The 19,580-nt window shown below is 64.0% G+C and carries 21 protein-coding genes, 1 pseudogene and 1 riboswitch; of the genes and pseudogenes, 9 read left to right on the forward strand and 13 right to left on the reverse strand.

The genetic code is table 11. The features are described from left to right. Positions 1-29: 29 nt before the first annotated feature. Positions 30-1,280 (reverse strand): Zn-dependent hydrolase, encoded by a 1,251-nt coding sequence (locus IAE36_RS00295; protein ID WP_201209564.1) that lies wholly within the window; start codon positions 1,278-1,280, stop codon positions 30-32. 132 nt (positions 1,281-1,412) lie between these two features. On the opposite strand from IAE36_RS00295, the gene IAE36_RS00300 reads away from it, so the two are divergent. The 3 genes from IAE36_RS00300 (at position 1,413) to IAE36_RS00310 (ending at position 4,017) form a co-directional block, all read left to right on the forward strand. Next, positions 1,413-1,874 (forward strand): Lrp/AsnC family transcriptional regulator, encoded by a 462-nt coding sequence (locus IAE36_RS00300; RefSeq protein ID WP_060481021.1) that lies wholly within the window; start codon positions 1,413-1,415, stop codon positions 1,872-1,874. A gap of 89 nt (positions 1,875-1,963) precedes the next feature. Beyond that, the gene (locus IAE36_RS00305; RefSeq protein WP_201209566.1) at positions 1,964-2,959 is read left to right on the forward strand and encodes an aldo/keto reductase; all 996 of its coding nucleotides are present in this window, start codon (positions 1,964-1,966) and stop codon (positions 2,957-2,959) included. Positions 2,960-3,063: 104 nt separating this feature from the next. Next, positions 3,064-4,017: an endonuclease gene (locus IAE36_RS00310; RefSeq protein ID WP_201209568.1), complete on the forward strand. Its 954-nt coding sequence runs from the start codon at positions 3,064-3,066 to the stop codon at positions 4,015-4,017. A 33-nt stretch (positions 4,018-4,050) separates the two neighbouring features. Here IAE36_RS00310 and IAE36_RS00315 read toward each other — a convergent pair whose 3' ends face one another. The 8 genes from IAE36_RS00315 to IAE36_RS00350 all read right to left on the reverse strand — a co-directional run bounded on the left by IAE36_RS00315 (position 4,051) and on the right by IAE36_RS00350 (position 13,143). Next, positions 4,051-5,013 carry a 2-hydroxyacid dehydrogenase gene (locus IAE36_RS00315; protein ID WP_201209570.1) on the reverse strand — a complete coding sequence of 321 codons (963 nt, stop codon included), beginning with the start codon at positions 5,011-5,013 and terminating at the stop codon, positions 4,051-4,053. 9 nt (positions 5,014-5,022) lie between these two features. Continuing rightward, the gene (locus IAE36_RS00320; RefSeq protein WP_201209572.1) at positions 5,023-6,315 is read right to left on the reverse strand and encodes an MFS transporter; all 1,293 of its coding nucleotides are present in this window, start codon (positions 6,313-6,315) and stop codon (positions 5,023-5,025) included. A 58-nt stretch (positions 6,316-6,373) separates the two neighbouring features. Then, positions 6,374-7,324 (reverse strand): sugar kinase, encoded by a 951-nt coding sequence (locus IAE36_RS00325; RefSeq protein ID WP_201209574.1) that lies wholly within the window; start codon positions 7,322-7,324, stop codon positions 6,374-6,376. Beyond that, on the reverse strand, positions 7,317-8,105 hold the full coding sequence (locus IAE36_RS00330) for a sugar phosphate isomerase/epimerase family protein (RefSeq protein ID WP_201209576.1): 789 nt from the start codon (positions 8,103-8,105) through the stop codon (positions 7,317-7,319). Before IAE36_RS00330 ends, IAE36_RS00325 begins: the two co-directional genes overlap by 8 nt. Before the next feature lie 70 nt (positions 8,106-8,175). Beyond that, a complete protein-coding gene (locus tag IAE36_RS00335) occupies positions 8,176-9,195 on the reverse strand; it encodes a LacI family DNA-binding transcriptional regulator (protein WP_201209578.1) in 1,020 nt (339 codons plus the stop codon). A gap of 105 nt (positions 9,196-9,300) precedes the next feature. Continuing rightward, entirely contained in the window at positions 9,301-10,602 is a 1,302-nt protein-coding gene (locus tag IAE36_RS00340; RefSeq protein ID WP_201209580.1) for a cytochrome c, read from the reverse strand. 12 nt (positions 10,603-10,614) lie between these two features. Next, positions 10,615-12,399: a GMC family oxidoreductase gene (locus IAE36_RS00345; protein ID WP_201209582.1), complete on the reverse strand. Its 1,785-nt coding sequence runs from the start codon at positions 12,397-12,399 to the stop codon at positions 10,615-10,617. 3 nt (positions 12,400-12,402) lie between these two features. Then, positions 12,403-13,143 carry a gluconate 2-dehydrogenase subunit 3 family protein gene (locus tag IAE36_RS00350; RefSeq protein ID WP_201209584.1) on the reverse strand — a complete coding sequence of 247 codons (741 nt, stop codon included), beginning with the start codon at positions 13,141-13,143 and terminating at the stop codon, positions 12,403-12,405. A gap of 160 nt (positions 13,144-13,303) precedes the next feature. Here IAE36_RS00350 and alkB point away from each other — a divergent pair, with 160 nt between their 5' ends. Together alkB and IAE36_RS00360 are read left to right on the forward strand one after the other, a co-directional pair. Beyond that, positions 13,304-13,954, forward strand: a complete 651-nt coding sequence (alkB, locus tag IAE36_RS00355) for a DNA oxidative demethylase AlkB (protein ID WP_201209585.1) — start codon at positions 13,304-13,306, stop codon at positions 13,952-13,954. Positions 13,955-14,060: 106 nt separating this feature from the next. Beyond that, on the forward strand, positions 14,061-14,348 hold the full coding sequence (locus tag IAE36_RS00360) for a hypothetical protein (RefSeq protein ID WP_028633936.1): 288 nt from the start codon (positions 14,061-14,063) through the stop codon (positions 14,346-14,348). Between the two features lie 31 nt (positions 14,349-14,379). Here IAE36_RS00360 and IAE36_RS00365 read toward each other — a convergent pair whose 3' ends face one another. The 4 genes and pseudogenes from IAE36_RS00365 to IAE36_RS00380 form a co-directional block, all read right to left on the reverse strand. Next, the gene (locus IAE36_RS00365; protein ID WP_201209586.1) at positions 14,380-14,640 is read right to left on the reverse strand and encodes a DUF1652 domain-containing protein; all 261 of its coding nucleotides are present in this window, start codon (positions 14,638-14,640) and stop codon (positions 14,380-14,382) included. 202 nt (positions 14,641-14,842) lie between these two features. Continuing rightward, on the reverse strand, positions 14,843-15,730 hold the full coding sequence (locus tag IAE36_RS00370; RefSeq protein WP_201209587.1) for a pirin family protein: 888 nt from the start codon (positions 15,728-15,730) through the stop codon (positions 14,843-14,845). A gap of 83 nt (positions 15,731-15,813) precedes the next feature. Then, positions 15,814-16,695 (reverse strand): annotated as a pseudogene (locus IAE36_RS00375) (alpha/beta fold hydrolase). Positions 16,696-16,716: 21 nt separating this feature from the next. After that, entirely contained in the window at positions 16,717-17,337 is a 621-nt protein-coding gene (locus IAE36_RS00380; RefSeq protein ID WP_201209588.1) for a LysE family translocator, read from the reverse strand. Positions 17,338-17,469: 132 nt separating this feature from the next. Between IAE36_RS00380 and IAE36_RS00385 the strand changes: the two genes are divergently transcribed. The 4 genes from IAE36_RS00385 (at position 17,470) to IAE36_RS00400 (ending at position 19,579) form a co-directional block, all read left to right on the forward strand. Further along, positions 17,470-17,961 carry a GNAT family N-acetyltransferase gene (locus IAE36_RS00385; RefSeq protein WP_201209589.1) on the forward strand — a complete coding sequence of 164 codons (492 nt, stop codon included), beginning with the start codon at positions 17,470-17,472 and terminating at the stop codon, positions 17,959-17,961. Positions 17,962-17,993: 32 nt separating this feature from the next. Next, positions 17,994-18,217: riboswitch (cobalamin riboswitch) on the forward strand. A gap of 90 nt (positions 18,218-18,307) precedes the next feature. After that, complete coding sequence (locus IAE36_RS00390; RefSeq protein ID WP_201161684.1) at positions 18,308-18,496, forward strand: CbtB domain-containing protein; 189 nt, start codon at positions 18,308-18,310, stop codon at positions 18,494-18,496. A 10-nt stretch (positions 18,497-18,506) separates the two neighbouring features. Further along, a complete protein-coding gene (locus IAE36_RS00395; protein ID WP_201209590.1) occupies positions 18,507-19,193 on the forward strand; it encodes a CbtA family protein in 687 nt (228 codons plus the stop codon). Further along, positions 19,193-19,579 (forward strand): cobalamin biosynthesis protein, encoded by a 387-nt coding sequence (locus IAE36_RS00400; protein WP_201209592.1) that lies wholly within the window; start codon positions 19,193-19,195, stop codon positions 19,577-19,579. The genes IAE36_RS00395 and IAE36_RS00400 overlap by 1 nt, the downstream gene beginning before the upstream one ends. Position 19,580 lies beyond the last annotated feature (1 nt).

Genomic DNA, 19,580 nt, shown 5'->3' on the forward strand with positions numbered 1-19,580 from the left:
AGTCAGTGAAATACCCACACAGGCGTGGCTCAGGCCCTGCTCAGGCGCTGGACCACCACGTCCAGCAGCACGTTGGCGCCCTGGATCAACAGCGCGTCATCGGTGTGCTCGCGCGGGTTATGGCTGATACCGCCCTGGCTGGGCACGAAGATCATCGCTGCCGGTGCCGTGCGGGCGATCATCTGCGCGTCATGGCCGGCACCTGACACCATGCGGCGATGGCTCAAGCCCAGGCGGGCCGCTGATTGCTCGATGGCATCCGCCAGGCCTGCGTCGAACACCACTGGCGCAAACCGCGCCAGGCGCTCATTGCTGATGCTGACCTGCTCGCGTTCCGCCAGGTCGGCCAGCAGCTGTTCAAGGCGCGCTTCGGCAGCCGCCAGGCGGCCTTCGTCAGGATCACGCAGGTCGACCGTGAACGTTGCCTTGCGCGGGATGACATTGATGACGTTGGGTTCGAACTGCATGCAACCGACCGTTGCCAGCGTGGTTGGGCAGTCCGTTGCCAGGTCACGCAGCGCTGCCACCACCGCACAGGCGACGAACCCGGCATCATGCCGCAATACGGTAGGGGTGGTGCCGGCGTGGTTGGCGTGGCCCTTGACCTGCACCTGCTGCCACGAAATACCCTGCAGGCGCTCCACCACGCCAATCTGAACGCCTTCTGCCTCCAGGATCGGGCCTTGCTCGATGTGCAGCTCGACATATTCATGGGCAGCAATCGCCCCTGGCTCAAGCGGGCCGGCGTAGCCAATGCGTGCCAGTTCGTCGCCAAAGCGGGTTCCGTCACTGCCTACGGTGTCCAGCGCTTGTTGCAGCGCCAGCCCCCCAGCATGCACCAGCGAGCCCATCATGTCGGGCTGGTAGCGCACGCCCTCCTCGTTGGTGAACGCGGCGACGGTGAGCGGGCGCTCGGGCAGCCGCCCAGCCACCCGGTAGGCGCGCTGTACCGCAAGGCCCGCCAGCACGCCGTAGCAACCGTCCAGGGCGCCGGCGTTGGTGACCGTGTCGATGTGCGAGCCCATCATCAACGGCGCTTGCCCGGCGCCTTTGCCGCGCCCAGGCAACGTGGCGAAGATGTTGCCAATGCGATCCACCTGCACGTGCAGGTCAAGGGCCTTCATCCAGCCCACCAGCATGTCCCGCCCGGCCTTGTCTGCATCGGTCAGCGCGATGCGGGTGCGGCCGCCCTGGTAAGGGTCCGCGCCCACCTGGCCAAGCGCGTGAAGCTGCCGCAGCAGCAGTGCGCCATCCAGGCGCAGTGCAGGTTCCGTGTCCATACTGTTCTCCGCCCATGAGGATTTACTCGAATGGGGAGATTCTATTCACTGCCAGCGCAATAAAAGCTTGATTATCGAGTGCTTGACGCACTTTCATTACGCATTACCTTCAGTTTGACCTGGACGCGCATCATGCCCCTCGATCACTTCGACCTCGCCTTGCTCGATGCGGTACAGCAAGACGCTACCACCTCGCAAATGCAGCTGGGCACCCAAGTCAACCTGTCCTCGGCCGCGGTCAACCGCCGCCTGAAAAAAATGACCACCGATGGCGTGATCACAGCAACGGTGGCCCAGGTGGACCCCGTGCAACTGGGCTACGTACTGACCGTGATCACCGAGGTTGAGGTGGAGAACGAGCGCCTGGACCTGCTCGATGCCATGAAACGCACCTTCCTGGCCTGCCCTCAGGTGCAGCAGTGCTACTACGTCACTGGCGCCTACGACTTCGTGCTGATCCTGCTGGTGCGCAACATGGAGCAGTACACCCAGCTCACCCGTGAGCTGTTTTTCGAGAACAACAACGTCAAGCGCTTCAATACGCTGGTGTCCATGAGCAACGTCAAGACCGGTGTGCGCGTGCCGACGGCGTAACACCCTTCGTTTGCCACCTTCGGGGAATTTGCCTACAAGCCCGATGTCGGTACGCTGACCCCTCATTAGCGCCCCTGAAGGAGACAACGATGCAATACGTGAAGCTGGGTAGCACCGGGCTGGACATCTCCAGGCTGTGCCTGGGCTGCATGACCTTCGGTGAACCGGATGCCGGCACCCACCCCTGGACGTTGGGTGAAGAGGCCAGCCGGCCGATCATCCGCCATGCGGTGGAACAAGGCATCAACTTCTTCGACACCGCCAACAGCTACTCGGCCGGCACCTCGGAAGTGATCGTGGGCAAGCTGCTGAAGGAATTCACCCGCCGCGACGAAACCGTCATTGCCACCAAGGTGTTCTACCCCGCCAACATGTGGCAAGGCGCCAGCCGGCCCAACGAGCAAGGGCTGTCGCGCAAGGCCATCATGACCAGCATCGACGCCAGCCTGACGCGCCTTGGCACCGACTATGTCGACCTTTACCAGATCCACCGCTGGGACTACCACACGCCCATCGAGGAAACCATGGAAGCCCTGCATGATGTGGTGAAGGCCGGCAAGGCCCGCTACATCGGCGCCTCATCGATGTATGCCTGGCAGTTCGCCAAGGCGCAACAGGTGGCGGCCAGCCACGGCTGGAGCCGGTTTGTGTCGATGCAGAACTACCTCAACCTGCTGTACCGCGAAGAAGAGCGCGAGATGATCCCCCTGTGCCTCGACCAAGGTGTTGGCCTGATGCCCTGGAGCCCCATGGCACGCGGCCGCCTGACCCGGCCCAATGGCCAGCAGACCGAACGCACGCGCACTGATATTTCCGGCCAGTCGTTCTATGAAAAAACCGAGCTGGAGGACGGCCGGGTCATCGACGTGGTCGAGCAGATAGCCGGGGAACGCGGAGTGCCCATGGCACAGGTGGCGTTGGCGTGGGTGCTCGGCAAGGCCGGTGTGTCGGCGCCGATCGTCGGCGCCTCCAAGCCCGCGCACCTGGACGACGCCCTGGCCGCGCTGGCGCTGCACCTTGGCGAGGATGAAATCGCGCGTCTGCAGGCCCCTTACGTGCCCCACGGGGTAACCGGGTTCAAATAAGCCTGGTGCACAGGGCCCGCTGGCGCCTCGCGGCCAGCGGGCTGTTCAGCCAGACATAAAGCATTACAATGCGCGACCCTGTTAAAACCGCGTGTTGTTTAGCCATGAAATCATTGCGTTACGCCCTGAACCTCCTGCTGCTTCTGAGCTTCGCAGCTTGGGCAAACCCGCCCTCCACCTTCACCGAAGCCAAGGTTGTGGCCAAGCAGCGGGTCTATATGGACCAGGCCAGCAGCCCCATGGGCGAGTTGTACTGTGGCTGCCAGTGGACCTGGGTGGGCAAGTCTGGCGGGCGCATCGACGCCGCCTCCTGCGGCTACCAGACGCGCAAGCAGCAGAACCGCGCCGAGCGTACCGAGTGGGAGCACATCGTGCCCGCCCATACGTTCGGCAACCAGCGCCAGTGCTGGAGAAACGGCGGCCGTGAGCATTGCGTAGACACCGATCCGGTATTCCGCGCCATGGAAGCGGACCTGTTCAACCTGTACCCGGCCGTGGGTGAAGTAAACGGCGACCGCAGCAATTTCAACTATGGCATGGTCGCCGGTAATGCTGGCGAGTACGGGCGGTGCACCACCAAGGTCGACTTCGTGCAGCGCGCCGCCGAGCCCCGTGATGAAGTGAAAGGCCTGGTAGCACGCACCACGTTTTACATGTTCGACCGCTACCGGCTGAACATGTCGCGCCAGCAACAGCAGCTGCTGATGGCCTGGGACAAGCAACACCCGGTTTCGGCCTGGGAAAAGGAACGTGACCGGCGCATTGCCGCAATCATGGGGCACGCGAACCCGTTCGTGACTGGCGAACGCCAGTGGACCGCCAATTACCAGCCCGCGGGCGACGGCGTGGTGCAGGCTGTGCCAGCAGCACGCCAGCCAGCAGGCCAGGCCCGTGCCGTCGCAGTCGGCGCGGTGCTTGGCAACCGCAACAGCCATGTGTATCACCTGGCCTCTGGCTGCCCGGGCTATCACCAGGTCGCGTCGAAGAACCAGGTGAACTTCGCCAGCGAAGGCGAGGCGCAGGCCGCCGGTTATCGCAAGGCCGGCAACTGCCGCTGACCCGCCAAGCCCGTCACAGCCAGGGCCCGACGCTTAGCCATTCACCAGGTTGGCTGGCCGTTCGCCCCGCAACGCGCTGAGCAGGTTGTCTACCGCGCAGCGGGCCATGGCCTGGCGGGTTTCTTCGGTGGCCGAACCGATATGCGGTGTGGCCACTACCTTGTCCAGTTTCAGCAACGGCGAGTCGGCCGCCAATGGCTCGTGCACGAACACATCCAGGCCGGCGCCGCGCAAACGCCCGGCCTGCAACGCCTCGGCCAATGCTGCTTCGTCCACCACGCGCCCCCGGGAGATGTTCACCAGAATGGCCTCAGGCTTCATCAGGGCCAGCTCCCGCGCACCGATCAGCCCTTCGGTACTGGCACTGAGCGGCACCGTGAGGCACACGAAGTCTGCCTCGGCCAGCAGCGCGTCCAGGTCGCGCCGGTGGGCGTTGTATCGCGCCTGCACCTCAGGCTTGGGCCGCTGGCTGTGATACACCACGCGCATACCGAAACCCGCCGCTGCGCGCCGGGCCAGGGCCTCGCCAATACGCCCCATGCCCACGATACCCAGTGTCTTGCCGTGCACGTCGCAGCCGAAATGCGCGGGCCCCAGGCTCGCCTGCCAGTGGCCCTCGCGCACCCAGTTCGCCAGCTCCACCACGCGCCTGGCTGTTGCCAGGATCAGCGCAAAGCCCGTGTCTGCGGTAGTTTCGGTGAGTACGTCCGGGGTGTTGGTGAGCATTACCCCGCGCCGGTCGAGGTCAGCGATATCGTAGTTGTCCACCCCTACTGACACGCTGGCAATCACCTCGAGGTTGGGCGCGAGGTCCAGCAGGCTGGCATCCAGGCGCAGGCTTGCGCCCAGCAGCCCTTGTGCGCCCGGTAATGCCTCGCGCAGCCTGGCCAGCCCATCGGGCTGGGCCAAGTCTATGAAGGTCACCTCCACGTGCTGCTCAAGGCGCGCGAGCAAGTCTGGTGAAAGGCGTTTGTACAGCACGATGCGCTTGTTCATGATCGCTTCCTAGTGGTTCACCGCCAGCCGCGGACGCTGACGCTTGGCCCGGCCGGAGGTAGTTGAATTGTTGAGGGCCGCGGTGAGTGCCACGGCGCACAGCAGTGCACCGCACATGAACAGGTACGAAGCGCCCGGGCTGCCTGTGGCGCCGTTCAGATAACCCACCAGCCAGGAGCCGCCGAACGACCCCAGCGCACCCATGCTGTTGACCAGGGCCATGGCGCCGCCGGCCACGTTGGCCGGCAGGATTTCCGGCACGATGGCGAAGAACGGGCCGTAGGGTGCGTACATGCAGGCACCCGCCACCACCAGCAACCCATACGACAACCAGAAGTGCTCGCTGCCCAGGGCATACGAGCCATAAAAGGCGATGGCGGCGATCAGCAGCGGTGGCCAGACGAAGCACTTGCGCTTCTGCAGGCGGTCCGATGCCCACGACACACCCACCATGGCCAGTACCGCCGCCAGGTAAGGCACCGAGGCCAGCCAGCCGGCTTCGACGATATCCACGTTGGCAGCCTGCTTGAGGATGGAGGGCAGCCACAGCACGAAGCCGTACACGCCAATGCTCCAGCAGAAGTACTGCAGCGACAGGATGATCACTTGCCGCGACCGGAACGCCTCACGGTAGTTCTTCACCGGCGGTATGCCCTGCTGCTCGGCAGCCAGTGCGTGCTGCAGGTCGCGCTTCTCCGTGTCGCTCAGCCAAGTGACCTGGGCCGGGCGATCGTCCACCAGGTGCCACCAGCAGAACGCCCAGATCACCGCCGGCAGGCCTTCGATGATGAACATCCAGCGCCAGTCGAAATGCTTGATGAGGTACCCCGAAACCACCGACATCCACAGGATGGTCACCGGGTTGCCCAGCATCAGGAACGTGTTGGCCCGTGAGCGCTCGGCACGGGTGAACCAGTGGCACAGGTACACCAGCATCGCCGGCATCACGGCCGCCTCGACCACGCCCAGCAGAAAGCGGATGCCGATCAACATGTAGACGTTGCTGACCATGCCCGTGAGCGTGGCGAGCCCGCCCCAGAGGATCAGGCAGACAAAGATCAGCTTCTTGACGCTACGCTTCTCGGCGTAGATGGCCCCAGGCACCTGGAAAAAGAAGTACCCGAGGAAGAAAAGTGCCCCCAGCAGCGACGACAGCACGGGGGTGATGCGCAAGTCATCGGCCATGCCGGAGGCCGCTGCGAAGCCGTAATTGGCGCGGTCCAGGTAAGCAAGGCTATAGGTGAAGAACACGATGGGGATGATGTACCACCAACGGCGTGGGGCCAGGCTTTTGCTGTTCATGGGGTGGTTCTCCTGAGCTTCTTGTTTTTGTCGCGACAGGTGATTGGTTGGGGCAACTTCAGGGCTGTGGCAGCCGTTCGTAGGCCTCCAGTTCGTGGCGCCAGGGCAGGCCCTCCATATCGCCCCGCGACTGCACGGCGCGGCTGCCGCACCAGTTGCCACGGGCAACCGCCTGGCCGATGTCACGCCCTTCCAGCAGCGCGCTGAGCACGCCGACGGCAAATGCGTCACCCGCACCCACGGTGTCCACAACCTGGGGGGCGCGTACGGCCGCGACCTGGCCTTCGCTGCTGGCACTGCGGAAATAGGCGCCCGCGTCCCCCAGCTTGATCACCACCAGCTCGACGCCAAGGTCCAGGTAGAAGCCGGCGATGTCGGCCGGGGTCTGCTGGCCGGTGAGCAAGCGGCCCTCCTCAAGGCCCGGCAGCACCCAGTCGGCCTTTGCTGCCAGTGCATTGGTCTGCTGCACCATGGTGCGCAGGTCCGGCCACAGCGAGGGGCGCAGGTTGGGGTCGAAGGAGACGCTGCGCCCGGCACTGCGCATGGCATCCACCAACGTGTGCGACAGGCTGCGGCAGCCCTCGGACAGGGCCAGCGGAATACCGGTAGCGTGCAGATGCCGGGCCTGCAGCCAGCCCGGCTGCAGCAGGGCCGGGGTCATGTGACTGGCCGCCGAGCCCCGGCGGAAGTACTCCACCGCGGGGTCACTGCCATCGTCGCAGCGGCCCTTGAGCTGAAAGCCAGTGGGGTGAGCCGGGTCTATCTGTACGTCCGAGCAGTCCAGGCCTTCGCCACGCAGGTTGTCCAGCACAAAACGGCCCAACGAGTCGTCCCCTACCCGGCTCACCCATCGTACGCTGAAGCCCAGGCGTGCCAGGCCAATGGCCACGTTGCTGTCGGCCCCGGCAATACGCTTGTTGAAAAGGCTGACACTGGCGAGGTCGCCCAGTTGCTCGGCTACGAACATGGCCATGGTTTCACCAAAGCACAGCACATCGTGTTTAAGCATGGCTCACCTCCTCGGCCCGTGCGCCCAGCCCCAGCACGGCCAGGTGGCGCACCTGGTCGCGGGTCACCTGCAGCAGGTCATCGCCCACCAGGGGGTACTCCACGGCACGCACTACACCGGGGCTGAACTGCGCCAGCAGCCGGTCCCAGGCCTGCAGGTCGGCCACTTGCGGTGGCGCCGCTGCCAAACGGCCGTCGGCAAGCTGCCGGACAGCTTTGCAGTGCACGTACTGCACCCAGCGGCCCAGCTGGCTGGCAGCCTGTTCCACGGCTTCGCCCTGCCACTGCCAGTTACCGATGTCGAAGGTCATGCCCACCCCGAGCCCCGCTTCATCCGCCCGTTGGAAGAACGCCAGCAGCGCTGCGATGCGGCCACCTTGAGAAGTCTGGTCGTTTTCTACCAGCAACCTTGGCCCCTGCGCTGGCACCAGCTCACGCAAGGCCGCCAGGTCGCAGCCGGTGTGGTAATGCCCCAGGGAGACCTTGACCGCTGCTGCACCCAGTTCGTGCGCAATGTGCAGCTTCTGGGTCACTCGTGTATCGGGCTGGCCGTCTGGCGCCCACAGCTCCAGCGGCGTGGAATACACACAGTCCAGGCCGGCCCCGGCGATGACGGCGCCCAGGGCAAGTGGGTCTGGCAGGCAGGAGAACAGCTCTTCGCGCAACTCCACCCGTCTGGCGCCGGCCCGTGCCAGCAGATCGATGAATTGCTCCTGGCCACGCTGGCGAACATAGTCCGCGCCGTAGCTGGAGAGGCTGATTGAAACGGGGATCGGGTGCATTGTTATTGTCCTTGTGAAACCGGTTTCATTTTTCGCCAGCAGTATTCGCCGAAGCGGAGGCTGCCGGTAGTTAGCGTGGGGAAGTCGAGCCTCGTATCAGCAAGGAGGCTTTGAAGTCGATGCGCCTGGCGATGCCGCTGTCGCCCTGCAGCCGGCCCAGCAGGCTGTCGAACGCCGCCATGCCGATGCGTTCGGTGGGCTGGGCCAAGGCCGTGATGCCGCTGCCGACCAACGGGTACCAGTCCAGGTCGTCCAGGGCGATAAGGCCGACGTCTGCAAACAGATCACGGCCTGTAGCACGCAGGCTGCGAGTGACCTCCAGGGTGGCGACGCCGTTGCAGGTGAAGATGGCCTGCGGGCCATGGCCGCTCTGCGCAAGGAATGCTGCGAGGCCCGCATCGAGGCCAGGGCCTGTGTGCAGGACCTGCTGGCGCATGCCGGGGCGTTGACCGACACAGGTGCCGACGGCTAGAACCCGCTCCGCCCGCGAGCTGGTACCGTCCAGCGGCTCGGTAACGGCCAGGATGTCCCGGTAACCGCGGGCATGCAGGTGCGCGATGGCCTGCTCCACGGCGTCGAGGTTGTCCAGGCCAACCAGGTCCACCTTCAGCTCGGGCAGTTGTCGGTCCACCAGCACCATGGGCATGTCCCGCATGAGGTTGAGCAACTCGCCAGGCTGATGGCCGAGGGTGTTCACGATCAGCCCCTCGACGTTGTACGACTGCAACGCCCGCAGATGATGGCGCTCCTGTTCGTCGTCACGGTTGGTGTTGCACACCACCAGGCTGTAGCCGTGCTGGCGGCAGGCGGTTTCAACGCCATGCATCACCGCCACTGAATACGGGTTGAGGATGTCGGCAACCAGCATGCCGATCAACCGAGTCTGGCCCCGCTTCAGGCCACGGGCCATCTGGTTGGGCCGGTAGCCCAGCTGTTCGATGACCTGCGCCAGCCGCGCGGCAGTGGCGTCGGCCAGCAACTGCCGGTCGCCGCCGATATAACGCGACACGGTTGCCTTGGATACCCCGGCAACACGGGCGACTTCGCTGATGGTGACTCGTTCGCGGGCATGGGCAGGCGCGTCGGTCATGGCAGTTCCTGATCATTATTGTTAGGGCGATGAAACCGGTTTCAATACACCAAAAACCGGCCTGTTCGTCAATCTGCCATCTGTCGGGTCACACCTCGGAAGGGCCTAGTGGTCCGTCACCTGCCCCAGGTCATCGCCTGATGTCTGGCGCATGTCGCTGGTGCGCAGGTCAGCTACATCGCCGGGCTTGACGGTACCTGCCTGGTTGCCCCAACTGGTGCGGATGAAGTTGACCACGTCCGCCACCTGCTGGTCATTCAGCCGCCAGGCGTAGGCTGGCATGGTGAAACTGGAGGGTGCCGCATGGGTTGCCGGCAGCGTGCCACCCTTGAGCACCAGGTGAATCAGCGAGGTGGCATCGGCGGTCTGCACCACGGGATTGCCGGCCAGTGCCGGGAACACACGGGTGTAGCCCTTGCCGTCGGTGCGGTGGCAAGCCGCGCAGTTGTCGATGTACACCGCAGCACCTGCCTTGCTGTCATCGCCCTGCCACAAGGCATCGGCCACCTTGCTGTCGTATTGATGCGGTTTGTCGTTCGGGTTGCTTGGCGGCAAGGTTTTCAGGTAACGGGCAATGGCGGTCAGGTCGGCATCGGTCATGTACTGCATGCTGTGCTCCACCACGTCACTCATGCCACCGAATACCGCGCTGTTGTCACTGCGGCCGGTCTTGAGAAACTGCACCAACTGGGCTTCGCTCCAGCTGCCCAGGCCGTCCTTGTGATCACCGCGCAGGTTCTTGGCAATCCAGCCCTCCAGCGGCGCGCTGCCGGCCAGAAACGCTTCACCTTCCTGTGGGTTCAGGGCTTTCTCCTGCATGGTCAGTGCCCGTGGGGTGTGGCACGCGCCGCAGTGGCCCAGGCCTTCGACCAGATACGCCCCGCGGTCGATGACCGGGTCACTGGCCTGGGCCGCCTGCCAGGGCTTGGCATCTGGTGCGAACAGGCCACGCCAGATCGCCAGCGGCCAGCGCATGCTCAGCGGCCAGGGGATGTCGCTGTCCCTGTTGGGCTCGGCCACCGGCTGCACGCCGTGCTGGAAATAGGCATACAGCGCCTGCATGTCGGCTTCGGTCAGGCGCGCGTAGGACGGGTACGGCATGGCCGGGTAAAGCGTGCTGCCGTCCTTGGCGATGCCGCGGCGCAACGCCTGGTCGAAGTCGTCGAAGCTGTAGCGCCCGATGCCTTCGGGCGACGGCGTGATGTTGGTGGAGTAGATTGTGCCGATGGGGGTTTCCATGGGCAGCCCGCCCGCAAATGGCTTGCCGCCCTTGGCCGTGTGGCAGGCCACGCAGTCGCCCGCGCGGGCCAGGTATTCACCTTGCTGCACCTGTTGCGGGTCGGGCTGCGCCGCTTGCGCGCAGAGCCCGGTGCCCATCAGCAAAGTTGCGATCAACATTCTGTTCATGTTCATCGCTCCTTAAACCGCCACCAGCGGGCCGGGGTTCTTCAGGTACTGCTCCCGAATGGCCCGGGCGGACCAGTACGTCAGCGCGGCCACCAGCCCGGTCGGGTTGTAGCCAAGGCCCTGAGGGAACGCAGAGGCGCCCGGGACGAATACATTGTGCACATCCCAGCATTGCAGGTAGCGGTTCAGTGCACTGGTGGCAGGGTCGGTCCCCATGATCGCACCACCGTTCAGGTGGGTGGTCTGGTAGCTGGCGGTGTTGAAATGTTCTTTCACCTGCTTGCCCAGCACGGCGATGGATTTAGGGTTCATCGCTTGGGCGATTTTGCTCAGCTTGTCGACCATGAACTGGTTCATGCGAATGTCGTTTTCCTGCCAGTCGAAGGTCATGCGCAACAGTGGCAAGCCGTAGGCATCGCGGTAGGTCGGGTCCAGGTCCAGGTAATTACCCCGGTAGGACTGATGTGCGCCATGGGCGTCCATCGACAGTTGATGGGTGTAGTAGTCGGCGGTGGCCTTCTTCCAGGCACTGCCCCAGGCAGGTGTACCCGGGGGGTTGGCGACACCGGCAATCGGCCGCGAGCCTGCCTGGTTCACCCACATGGGTGAGCCGCCGATAAAGCCATGGGGGCCATGGTCGAAGTTGTCGGCATTGAAGTCGTCGATGGCAACGCCGTTGCCACCTGCACCGATGAAGTTGTTGGTGTGCACGTCCTTGTCGAAAAACGCTTTGACCGTGCCCATGTTCTGGTAAGCGAAGTTGCGCCCGACCACACCTTCGTTCTTCAGAGGGTCGTAAGGCTTGCCGATCCCGGACAGCAGCATCAGGCGCACGTTGTTGAACTGGAACGCGGCCAGGATCACCAGGTCGGCCGGTTGCTCCAGTTCACGGCCCTGGGCGTCGATGTAGGTCACGCCGGTTGCACGTTGCTTGCTGTCGTCCAGGTTCACCCGCAGCACGTGGGCATTGGCACGCAGCTCGAAGTTAGGCACCTGGCGCAATGCCGGCAGAATGTTCACGTTGGGTGAGGCCTTGGAATACATGTAGCACACGTAACCGCTGCAGAAACCGCAGAAGTTGCACGGTCCCATCTGCGCCCCGTAGGGGTTGGTGTAAGGGCCCGAGGTGTTGGCCGACGGCAGGTTGTAGGGGTGATAGCCCAGGGCCGAGGTGGCCTGCTGGAACAGCTGGGCGGATACCACGTTCTTCTGCGACACCAGCGGGAATGGGTTGGAGCGGTCCGGGGCGTATGGGTTGCCCCCCTTGCCCCGCCCTACCACTTCGCCCTTCACGGTCCAGGCTTGACCGGAGGTGCCGAAGACCTTCTCGGCAAAATCAAAATACGGCTCCAGTTCTTCATAGGTAACGCCGAAGTCCTGGATAGTCATATCCTGGGGGATGAACGACTTGCCATAGCGCTCTTCGTAATGGCTGCGCATGCGCAACTCGATCGGGTCTACACGAAAGTGCACACCGGACCAATGCAGCCCGGCACCGCCCACACCTTTGCCCGGCAGGAAAGCGCCCAGTTGCCGGTACGGCAAGGCTACATCGTTGACCGTGTGGCGTATGGTGACCGTTTCCTTGGACAGGTCCAGGAACAGTTTCTTGCGCACGCTGTAGGTGAGCTCGTCGATCACCTGGGGGTAACTGCCGTCTGGGTAGGTGTCCTGCATGGGGCCGCGCTCCAGGGCAACCACCTGCAACCCTGCCTCGGTCAGTTCCTTGGCCATGATGGCGCCGGTCCAGCCAAACCCGACGATCACCGCATCCACTTTCTTCAACGTGTTTGCCATGGTTCAGGCCCTCTCCCCACGAATGGACACCGGTGGGAACGGGTAGCGCTCGTTGCGCTCGGCCCAATCCATGAAATCGGCGCGGGCACCGGGGAACCCGATCTGCTTCCAGCCGACCATGCCTTTGTTACCGCCATGCACGGGGTCGCAGAAAAAACCCTCTCGGGTGTTTTGCAACAGCAGGCTGAAGAAGGCCTTGGCAGGTACGTCCTGCAATACCAGGTCGCCCGCCTCCAGCGCGGCGAGCACACGGTCCTGCTGGGCGGCGCTTTGTTCATGGAACGGCTTGTTGCCCTGGGCCTTGCACCAGCCCAGCACACCGGCGATACCTAACCTGTAGATCTGCTGCGGGTTGAGCTGCAACTGGTAACCCAGCTCGGGTGCGGCGTCTGCATTGAAGGGGCCTTGCATGTACCATAAGGCGCCGCTGGCGTAGGGAGTGCCCATCTGCCGGTCGATATACTCGGCGGCACCGGCCTCCAGGGCGCCGGCGCCCAGCTCGTCAGCCGGGATCAGGCGGCTCACCGCGGCTTGGAGGAAAGCGTATTCGTCCACGGTGAAAAATGCCGGCTGGTACTGGGCGGCGTCGGTTTTTTCTGGCACGTTGGGGCTGCGTGCTGGCTCAGCTATCACCGCACTGGCGCCCAAGCCCAGGCCGGTACTGGCGACCGTTACCACAGGTATCAGGGTCAAGGTCTTGCGCAGGAAGTCCCTGCGGGGGTTGTCCGGTACGTGCTCAGACATTTCTAATCCTCATCATCGGTAAGCGGCCTCGGCCGGGGCCAAAGATCAAGACCGCTCACTGACGAACGGCGTTCAGAAACATTTTGAGTTTAATGTCGCATTGACACCAATAGGTTTGCATGAACCGCGATATTGACTCGGCGGAGAGATTTGACCACTGATGATTCAGTCCGACCTTGACCTGTTCGGCCCACAGCCGCATCGCCTGGCCAGCCATACAGTGCTGTTGCCAGGCTTCGCCCTCCCCGACCTGGAGGCGATGTTGGACGCCCTGCGCCCGGTGCTGCGGGCTGCGCCGTTCCGGCACATGCGCACCCCCGGCGGCCTGCACATGGCGGTGGCGCTGACCAACTGTGGTGAGCTGGGCTGGGTCAGTGATGCCAACGGCTACCGCTACAGCCCCACCGACCCCGTCAGTGGCCAGCCATGGCCGGCGTTGCCCGATGTGCTCACTGCGTTTGCCTCGCGCAGCGCGGCTATCGCCGGCTTCGACGGGTTCGTTCCAGACGCATGCCTGGTCAACCACTACCAGCCAGGCACCCGCCTCACCCTGCATCAGGACCGCGACGAGCGCGATTTCGATCAGCCTATCGTGTCGGTTTCCCTGGGGCTTCCGGCCGTGTTTCTATTCGGGGGGCAACAACGGGCTGACAAGACCCAGCGCATCCCGCTCAGCCATGGTGATGTACTGGTTTGGGGCGGCGAAGACCGTCTACGCTTCCACGGTGTGCTGCCGATCAAGCCCGGGGTTCACCCGCGCATGGGCGAGCGCCGGATCAACCTGACCTTCCGCAAGGCAGGTTGTGGATAGTGCATTAGCCGAAACGTGTGCCACCTGGCACCACCGTCAGCTCACAGGAGACTGTCATGACCCAGCATCACGCCGTCCCGCCACTTACCACCAGAGGCAACCGACCATGAAGATGCCAGGCCGCGCCCCCAATGCATCGGTGCAACTGGATTACGTGCGCGACACGCTGTTTGGCCCGGTGGCGCTGAGTGTGGAGTGCCAGTGCCAGCTGGCACCGCTGAGCCTCCAAGGGCGACCTGCGTTGCGCATGCATATTTGCCCGCCGCTGCCAGACAAGGTCGACAGGGCGCACAGCGTTGCGTTCATGCTGGACGGGCGCAGCTACCACGGCGTAGTGCGCGACAAAGGCAAATGCGGAGACGGCGGCCTGAACCTGCTGCTGGAGCTGCGCTAGCGGCTAAAGCGCGTACATCAATCGGGCGTGATCAGGCAATCGCTTTCGCCCGCGCAGGGTTGTTGCAGCGCAGCGCATGCAGCTGCCCAACCAGGTTCACCAGGTCGCGGCAGCTGTTGAGGCTGTGCAGCGGTACACCGCTCAGGCTCACACCGCGCTCGAAGTTCTGGCCCTGGGCAAGGCGGATGGTCAGGTTGTTACCGTCAGCGCAGCTGATTTCACAACGATCAGGCAGGCAGGCATGCTCGATCATCTGCCGCATTTCCAGCATAGAAACGCCTATCAACGACATGGTACGACCCTCTCTGGCGATGGCCTGTTTAATGTAGTTACGCCTGTAGCAGGCTGAGCGCCAATTGATAATGAGCATCTTTGGCCAAACGTCGATGCGCTGCAGTGATGAGCATGCAGGGGTTCATCTAGCACCTTAGCTGAAGAACCCCTGGGGTGAGGTTAGGTTCGGGCAGAATCATCACCCTGCGACGAGCGGTGCATCAATGTGAAGCACCACCACGGTCGCCCTGCATTTGCCCGAATTTGCCGGCCTGGAAAGCCTCGAAAGACTCGATGATCTCGGCCTGGCTGTTCATCACGAACGGGCCGTAACCCACAATCGGCTCGTCGATCGGCTCGCCACTGAGCAGCAGAACGCTTGCAGTTCCTGCTGCTTCAAGCTGCAGATCCTGCCCTGCCGGGTCAAACAGCACCAGGCTCGAAGGCCCCGCCTGTTGCGCCCCGTTGATAGTGACCGTGCCCTGCAGCACCACCAGGGCTGCATTGCGGCCAGCGGCGACGGGTAGCGTGACGCTCGCCCCTGCCTGTAGGCGCATGTCCCATACATCCATCGGCGTGAACGTGCGTGCAGGGCCCAGAGCGCCCTGGTAGCTGCCGGCGATCACGCGCAGGCTCCCGGATTCGCCGCCCAGCGGCACCACCGGGATATCCTGCGCCAGCAGGGTCTGGTAGCCCGCTGCCGCGCGCTTGTCACGGGCGGGCAGGTTTACCCACAGCTGCACCATCTCCAGCGTTCCACCCGTTTGCGCAAACCGCGGCGAATGAAACTCTTCATGGATGATGCCGTCGGCGGCCGTCATCCACTGCACATCACCGGGGCCGATGAAGCCGCCAGCCCCTGTCGAGTCGCGGTGCTCAAGCTCGCCCTGGTACACGATGGTTACCGTCTCGAAGCCACGATGGGGGTGCTCACCCACCCCGCGCCGGGCCTGGGTGGGTGAAAAGGTGTGAGGGCCAGCATAGTCCAGTAGCAAAAACGGGCTTATATGGCTGGCCAGGTTGTCGTAGGTGAACAGGCTGCACACCGGGAAACCATCACCCACCCAGTGGGGTTGGGGGCTGCGGTGGATACCGAGAATCGTTTTCATGGGGAGGTCCTCATTGGCTGAGAACACCTTAGCAATGGTGCCTATGGCTGAGTAGCCTGCCGCTATGGCATGCATCGTCCCACTTATGGGACAGTGCCGAGCAAAAAACCGGTCGCCAGATCAGCAGCATTGCCTGGGTCTTCCTGCATGAAGCAATGCCCGCCCGCCACTTGCCGGGCACTCACATGCCTGTTGAGGCTCGCCAGCCGGTTTGCCGAGACCGGCACGAAGGGGTAGGTATGTTCCCCGTACAGAATGCGCGTGGGGACGGCGATGCGTAACAAAGTTGGCCACAGGCGCCGGGGGAATGAGCTGAAGATCTCCACCTCGCGGCTGGGCCGGCACTTAAGCACCACGCCCTTGTCGCATTCGCCCAAGGCATGGTCGATGTAGGCTTGCAGCGCCGCATCGTGCCAACCTTTGAAAATGCCCCGCCCCTGCAGCGACGCGTGCGCCGAAGGCCGGTCAGGCCAGAAGCTGCGCCGCCGCGCAGCCTGGCGTGCCATGGGGTGTTGACGGTGCAGGCCAACCACCCTTGCTGCACCCAGCACAGCCAACATGCGCTTGCTGAACAGCACCGGGTCCAGTAATACGGCGCGCTGGAACAGCTGGGGCTCAGCCGCCAGCATCAGGCTGGTAAGCACGCCGCCAAAACTGTGCCCGAGGGCCACGCGTGGTACCTCGCCATACTCGCCCCGCCCGCCTTCGAAGGCCTCGACGGCCAGCGCAGCGGTGCGGTTCTAACCGCGAAACACGCCACCGTGGTCGCTGTCGCCATGCCCTTGCGCGTCACTGAGCCACAAGTCGAAATGGCCGGCCAGGCGCGCCAGCATGGGTTGATAAGCCAGGCTGCAAAAGCCATTGCCGTGCAGAAAATGCAACAGCGGTCGCCCACTGGCTTCTGTGCGCCAGCCACGCAGGGTGAAGCCCTCGTCGCATTGATGGGACCATGGAATCAGCTGCATCGCGGCGCGCTACCTGTAGTGCTAGTGAAACGCCGATTCTACAAACAGCAGTGGGTACAGCGAAATCACCAGCAGCAGGGCCATCAGGACATTGAACAGCATCAGCCAGCGCGGGTTCTGCAACACGCTGCGCAACGCGCTGCCAAACATCACCCAGATGCCGACGCTGGGCAAGTTCACCAACGCAAACAGCGCTGCGATCACTACCACGTTGGTGACGTAGCCTTGAGCGGGTGTGTACGTGGTGATCGCCCCCACCGCCATCACCCAGGCTTTGGGGTTGACCCACTGGAAAGCAGCCGCCGCCCAGAAGCCTATTGGCTTCCTCCCTTTGCTGGCCGTTGCGCCCACAGGCCCGGCGTTAGCAATCTTCCAGGCCAGGTAGAGCAGGTAGGCCGCACCCGCGTAGCGCAGCACGGTATACAGGGACGGCCACGCCTTGAACACTTCGCCCAGGCCAAGCCCCACCGCCAGCACCATCGCCATGAAACCGATGCTTACGCCCATGGCATGCGGGATCGTGCGGCGCACCCCGAAGTTCACCCCGGAGGCCAGCAACATGGTGTTGTTGGGCCCCGGGGTGATGGACGAAACGAAGGCGAACAGGATAAAAGCAGCGAGCAGGTCGACAGAGGCAAACATGGCCAGGCATTCCAGTAGGTGCGGTATGCCGTCACACTACCGGAGTCCGCCACCCGAGCGACCGGTACAGTTACCTTTAATTAATGAGATACACCTCACTGTATTGCCAATTTCGAAACAGGGGTATTCACCATGAGCGTGGTCATTCGCCCGGCGGTGCGCACCGATGCGCAGCAGATTTTGACCTTCATCACCGAACTGGCGGAGTACGAGCGTGCCCGGCACGAAGTGCTGGCCACCCTGCAGGACATTGAACGCAGCCTGTTCGATGAGCACAGCACCGTGCAGTGCCTGATCGGCGAACGTGACGGCCGGGCCATTGGGTTTGCCGTGTATTTCCAAAGCTATTCCACCTGGCTGGGGCGCAGCGGCATTTACCTCGAAGACCTTTACATCACCCCGGATCAGCGCGGGGACGGTGCCGGCAAGCAGATGCTCAGGTACATCGCCCGGGAGGCCGTGGCCCATGGCTGGGGCCGCCTGGAGTGGAGCGTGCTGGACTGGAACGAGCCAGCCATCAAGTTTTATGAGTCGCTGGGCGCGCAGCCGCAGGATGAGTGGGTGCGCTACCGCCTGGAGGGGGAGCAACTGCAAGCGTTTGCCCGTGACGGCTTGCCGGTTTGACAGGCAATTGACGGCTGGCCCACCTCGTGCTTTTCTAATGCCCTGTGCAAGGTGCCCCCTATGGGGGTGAAACGGGAAACCGGTGCGTCACAGGCCTGCAACAGGGCCTTGACCAAGCCGGTGCTGCCCCCGCAACGGTAAGCGAGCGAAGCGTCTGTACCACTGTGCCATCACCCCTGGCATGGGAAGGTGACGTTTTCAAGGAGCCAACCTCCTCCTCGCCAGCCCGGAGACCGGCCTTGCGCCTATGAACACCCCGCGGTGGGCGGGCGCTGTCGCATTCCCCTGGGCCCCGCCCGGGGCTGCCGCGCTTGCCCGTTGCCCACAAAAAGCAGAGGAACGCGTCATGCCCGTCACCAGCGCCAACACCCCAAGTATCGCCACCCCCGTCACACTCAGCCAGCGCATTGCTGTTGCGGTAGGCGCCAGCCTGCTGGGGCTGTGCCTGGTCTACTTTGCCGGCTTTTCGCATATCGAAGCCGTACACAACGCTGCCCACGACACGCGCCACAGCGCCGCCTTCCCCTGCCACTGAGTAACCGCCAATGATCACGCGTATCGCCCGTACCGCGGGTTTCAGCGGGTTGCTTGCGGCCCTGTTGCTCACCCTGCTGCAAAGCTTCTGGGTCAGCCCGCTCATCTTGCAGGCCGAAACCTACGAAACCGCCGCCCCCGCCGAACAGCACACCCATGGCGAGGGCGCAGCGGCGCACGAACACAGTGCTGAGGCCTGGTCGCCGGAAGATGGCTGGCAGCGAGTATTGTCCACCACCGGTGGCAACCTGGTGGTCGCAGTGGGCTTCGCCCTTATCCTCGCTGCCCTCTACAGCCTGCGGGAGCCCAAGCGTGTTGGCACCGGTGCGCTTTGGGGCCTGGCCGGCTTCGCGGTGTTTTGCCTGGCACCCACGCTAGGCCTGCCGCCAGAACTGCCGGGCACCGCTGCAGCGGACCTGGGCCAGCGCCAGGCCTGGTGGGTTGGCGCCGCCAGCGCAACAGCCTTGGGCCTGGCATTGGTAGTGTTCGCCCGCCACTGGCTGCTGAAGGTGCTTGGTGTGGTGCTGCTGGCAGTGCCCCACCTGATTGGCGCACCGCAACCCGAAGTGCACGAGAGCCTGGCGCCCGAGGCGCTGGAAGCTCAGTTCAAACTGGCCTCGTGGCTGACCAACGCTGCGTTCTGGCTGGCGTTGGGCCTGCTTACCGCGTGGCTGTACCGCCGCAACAGCCAGGCCTGATGCCGGCAGTGTACGCGGGGTTTGGCTGCCGGCGGGGGTGCCCGGAGGGCGTTTTGCAGGCGCTTCTGCTCGCCGGCCTGGCCGAACGGGGCCTCGCCTTGAGCGACGTGCGCGGCATCGCCAGCATCGCACTCAAGGCTGGCGAACCCGGCCTGCACCAGCTGGCCGAGCGCCTCGGCCTGCCACTGGTGCTGTACCCTGCGGTGCAGCTGCAGGCCTACGAGCCGCTGCTCAGCCATCGCTCTGCCGCTGCGTATACCCACAGCGGTTGCTGGGGCGTCGCAGAAAGCACGGCCCTGGCGCTGGCCTGCCAGGCGGCAGGGCACGCCGAGCTACTGCTGCCGCGCCGGGTCATGGGCCCGGCAACACTGGCCATCGCAGGCTAGC

Source organism: Pseudomonas sp. S36, assembly GCF_016647875.1.
GTDB lineage: Bacteria > Pseudomonadota > Gammaproteobacteria > Pseudomonadales > Pseudomonadaceae > Aquipseudomonas > Aquipseudomonas parafulva.

Bases quoted from the DNA above. Each gene is read 5' to 3' on its own strand.
- IAE36_RS00360 (WP_028633936.1), top strand. From the start codon at position 14,061: ATGAAGATGCCAGGCCGCGCCCCCAATGCATCGGTGCAACTGGATTAC.
- alkB (WP_201209585.1), top strand. From the start codon at position 13,304: ATGATTCAGTCCGACCTTGACCTGTTCGGCCCACAGCCGCATCGCCTG.
- IAE36_RS00380 (WP_201209588.1), bottom strand. From the start codon at position 17,337: ATGTTTGCCTCTGTCGACCTGCTCGCTGCTTTTATCCTGTTCGCCTTC.
- IAE36_RS00340 (WP_201209580.1), bottom strand. From the start codon at position 10,602: ATGAACAGAATGTTGATCGCAACTTTGCTGATGGGCACCGGGCTCTGC.
- IAE36_RS00390 (WP_201161684.1), top strand. From the start codon at position 18,308: ATGCCCGTCACCAGCGCCAACACCCCAAGTATCGCCACCCCCGTCACA.
- IAE36_RS00385 (WP_201209589.1), top strand. From the start codon at position 17,470: ATGAGCGTGGTCATTCGCCCGGCGGTGCGCACCGATGCGCAGCAGATT.
- IAE36_RS00370 (WP_201209587.1), bottom strand. From the start codon at position 15,730: ATGAAAACGATTCTCGGTATCCACCGCAGCCCCCAACCCCACTGGGTG.
- IAE36_RS00350 (WP_201209584.1), bottom strand. From the start codon at position 13,143: ATGTCTGAGCACGTACCGGACAACCCCCGCAGGGACTTCCTGCGCAAG.
- IAE36_RS00330 (WP_201209576.1), bottom strand. From the start codon at position 8,105: ATGCACCCGATCCCCGTTTCAATCAGCCTCTCCAGCTACGGCGCGGAC.
- IAE36_RS00345 (WP_201209582.1), bottom strand. From the start codon at position 12,399: ATGGCAAACACGTTGAAGAAAGTGGATGCGGTGATCGTCGGGTTTGGC.
- IAE36_RS00335 (WP_201209578.1), bottom strand. From the start codon at position 9,195: ATGACCGACGCGCCTGCCCATGCCCGCGAACGAGTCACCATCAGCGAA.
- IAE36_RS00325 (WP_201209574.1), bottom strand. From the start codon at position 7,324: ATGCTTAAACACGATGTGCTGTGCTTTGGTGAAACCATGGCCATGTTC.
- IAE36_RS00305 (WP_201209566.1), top strand. From the start codon at position 1,964: ATGCAATACGTGAAGCTGGGTAGCACCGGGCTGGACATCTCCAGGCTG.
- IAE36_RS00365 (WP_201209586.1), bottom strand. From the start codon at position 14,640: ATGTCGTTGATAGGCGTTTCTATGCTGGAAATGCGGCAGATGATCGAG.
- IAE36_RS00320 (WP_201209572.1), bottom strand. From the start codon at position 6,315: ATGAACAGCAAAAGCCTGGCCCCACGCCGTTGGTGGTACATCATCCCC.
- IAE36_RS00310 (WP_201209568.1), top strand. From the start codon at position 3,064: ATGAAATCATTGCGTTACGCCCTGAACCTCCTGCTGCTTCTGAGCTTC.
- IAE36_RS00400 (WP_201209592.1), top strand. From the start codon at position 19,193: ATGCCGGCAGTGTACGCGGGGTTTGGCTGCCGGCGGGGGTGCCCGGAG.
- IAE36_RS00295 (WP_201209564.1), bottom strand. From the start codon at position 1,280: ATGGACACGGAACCTGCACTGCGCCTGGATGGCGCACTGCTGCTGCGG.
- IAE36_RS00315 (WP_201209570.1), bottom strand. From the start codon at position 5,013: ATGAACAAGCGCATCGTGCTGTACAAACGCCTTTCACCAGACTTGCTC.
- IAE36_RS00395 (WP_201209590.1), top strand. From the start codon at position 18,507: ATGATCACGCGTATCGCCCGTACCGCGGGTTTCAGCGGGTTGCTTGCG.
- IAE36_RS00300 (WP_060481021.1), top strand. From the start codon at position 1,413: ATGCCCCTCGATCACTTCGACCTCGCCTTGCTCGATGCGGTACAGCAA.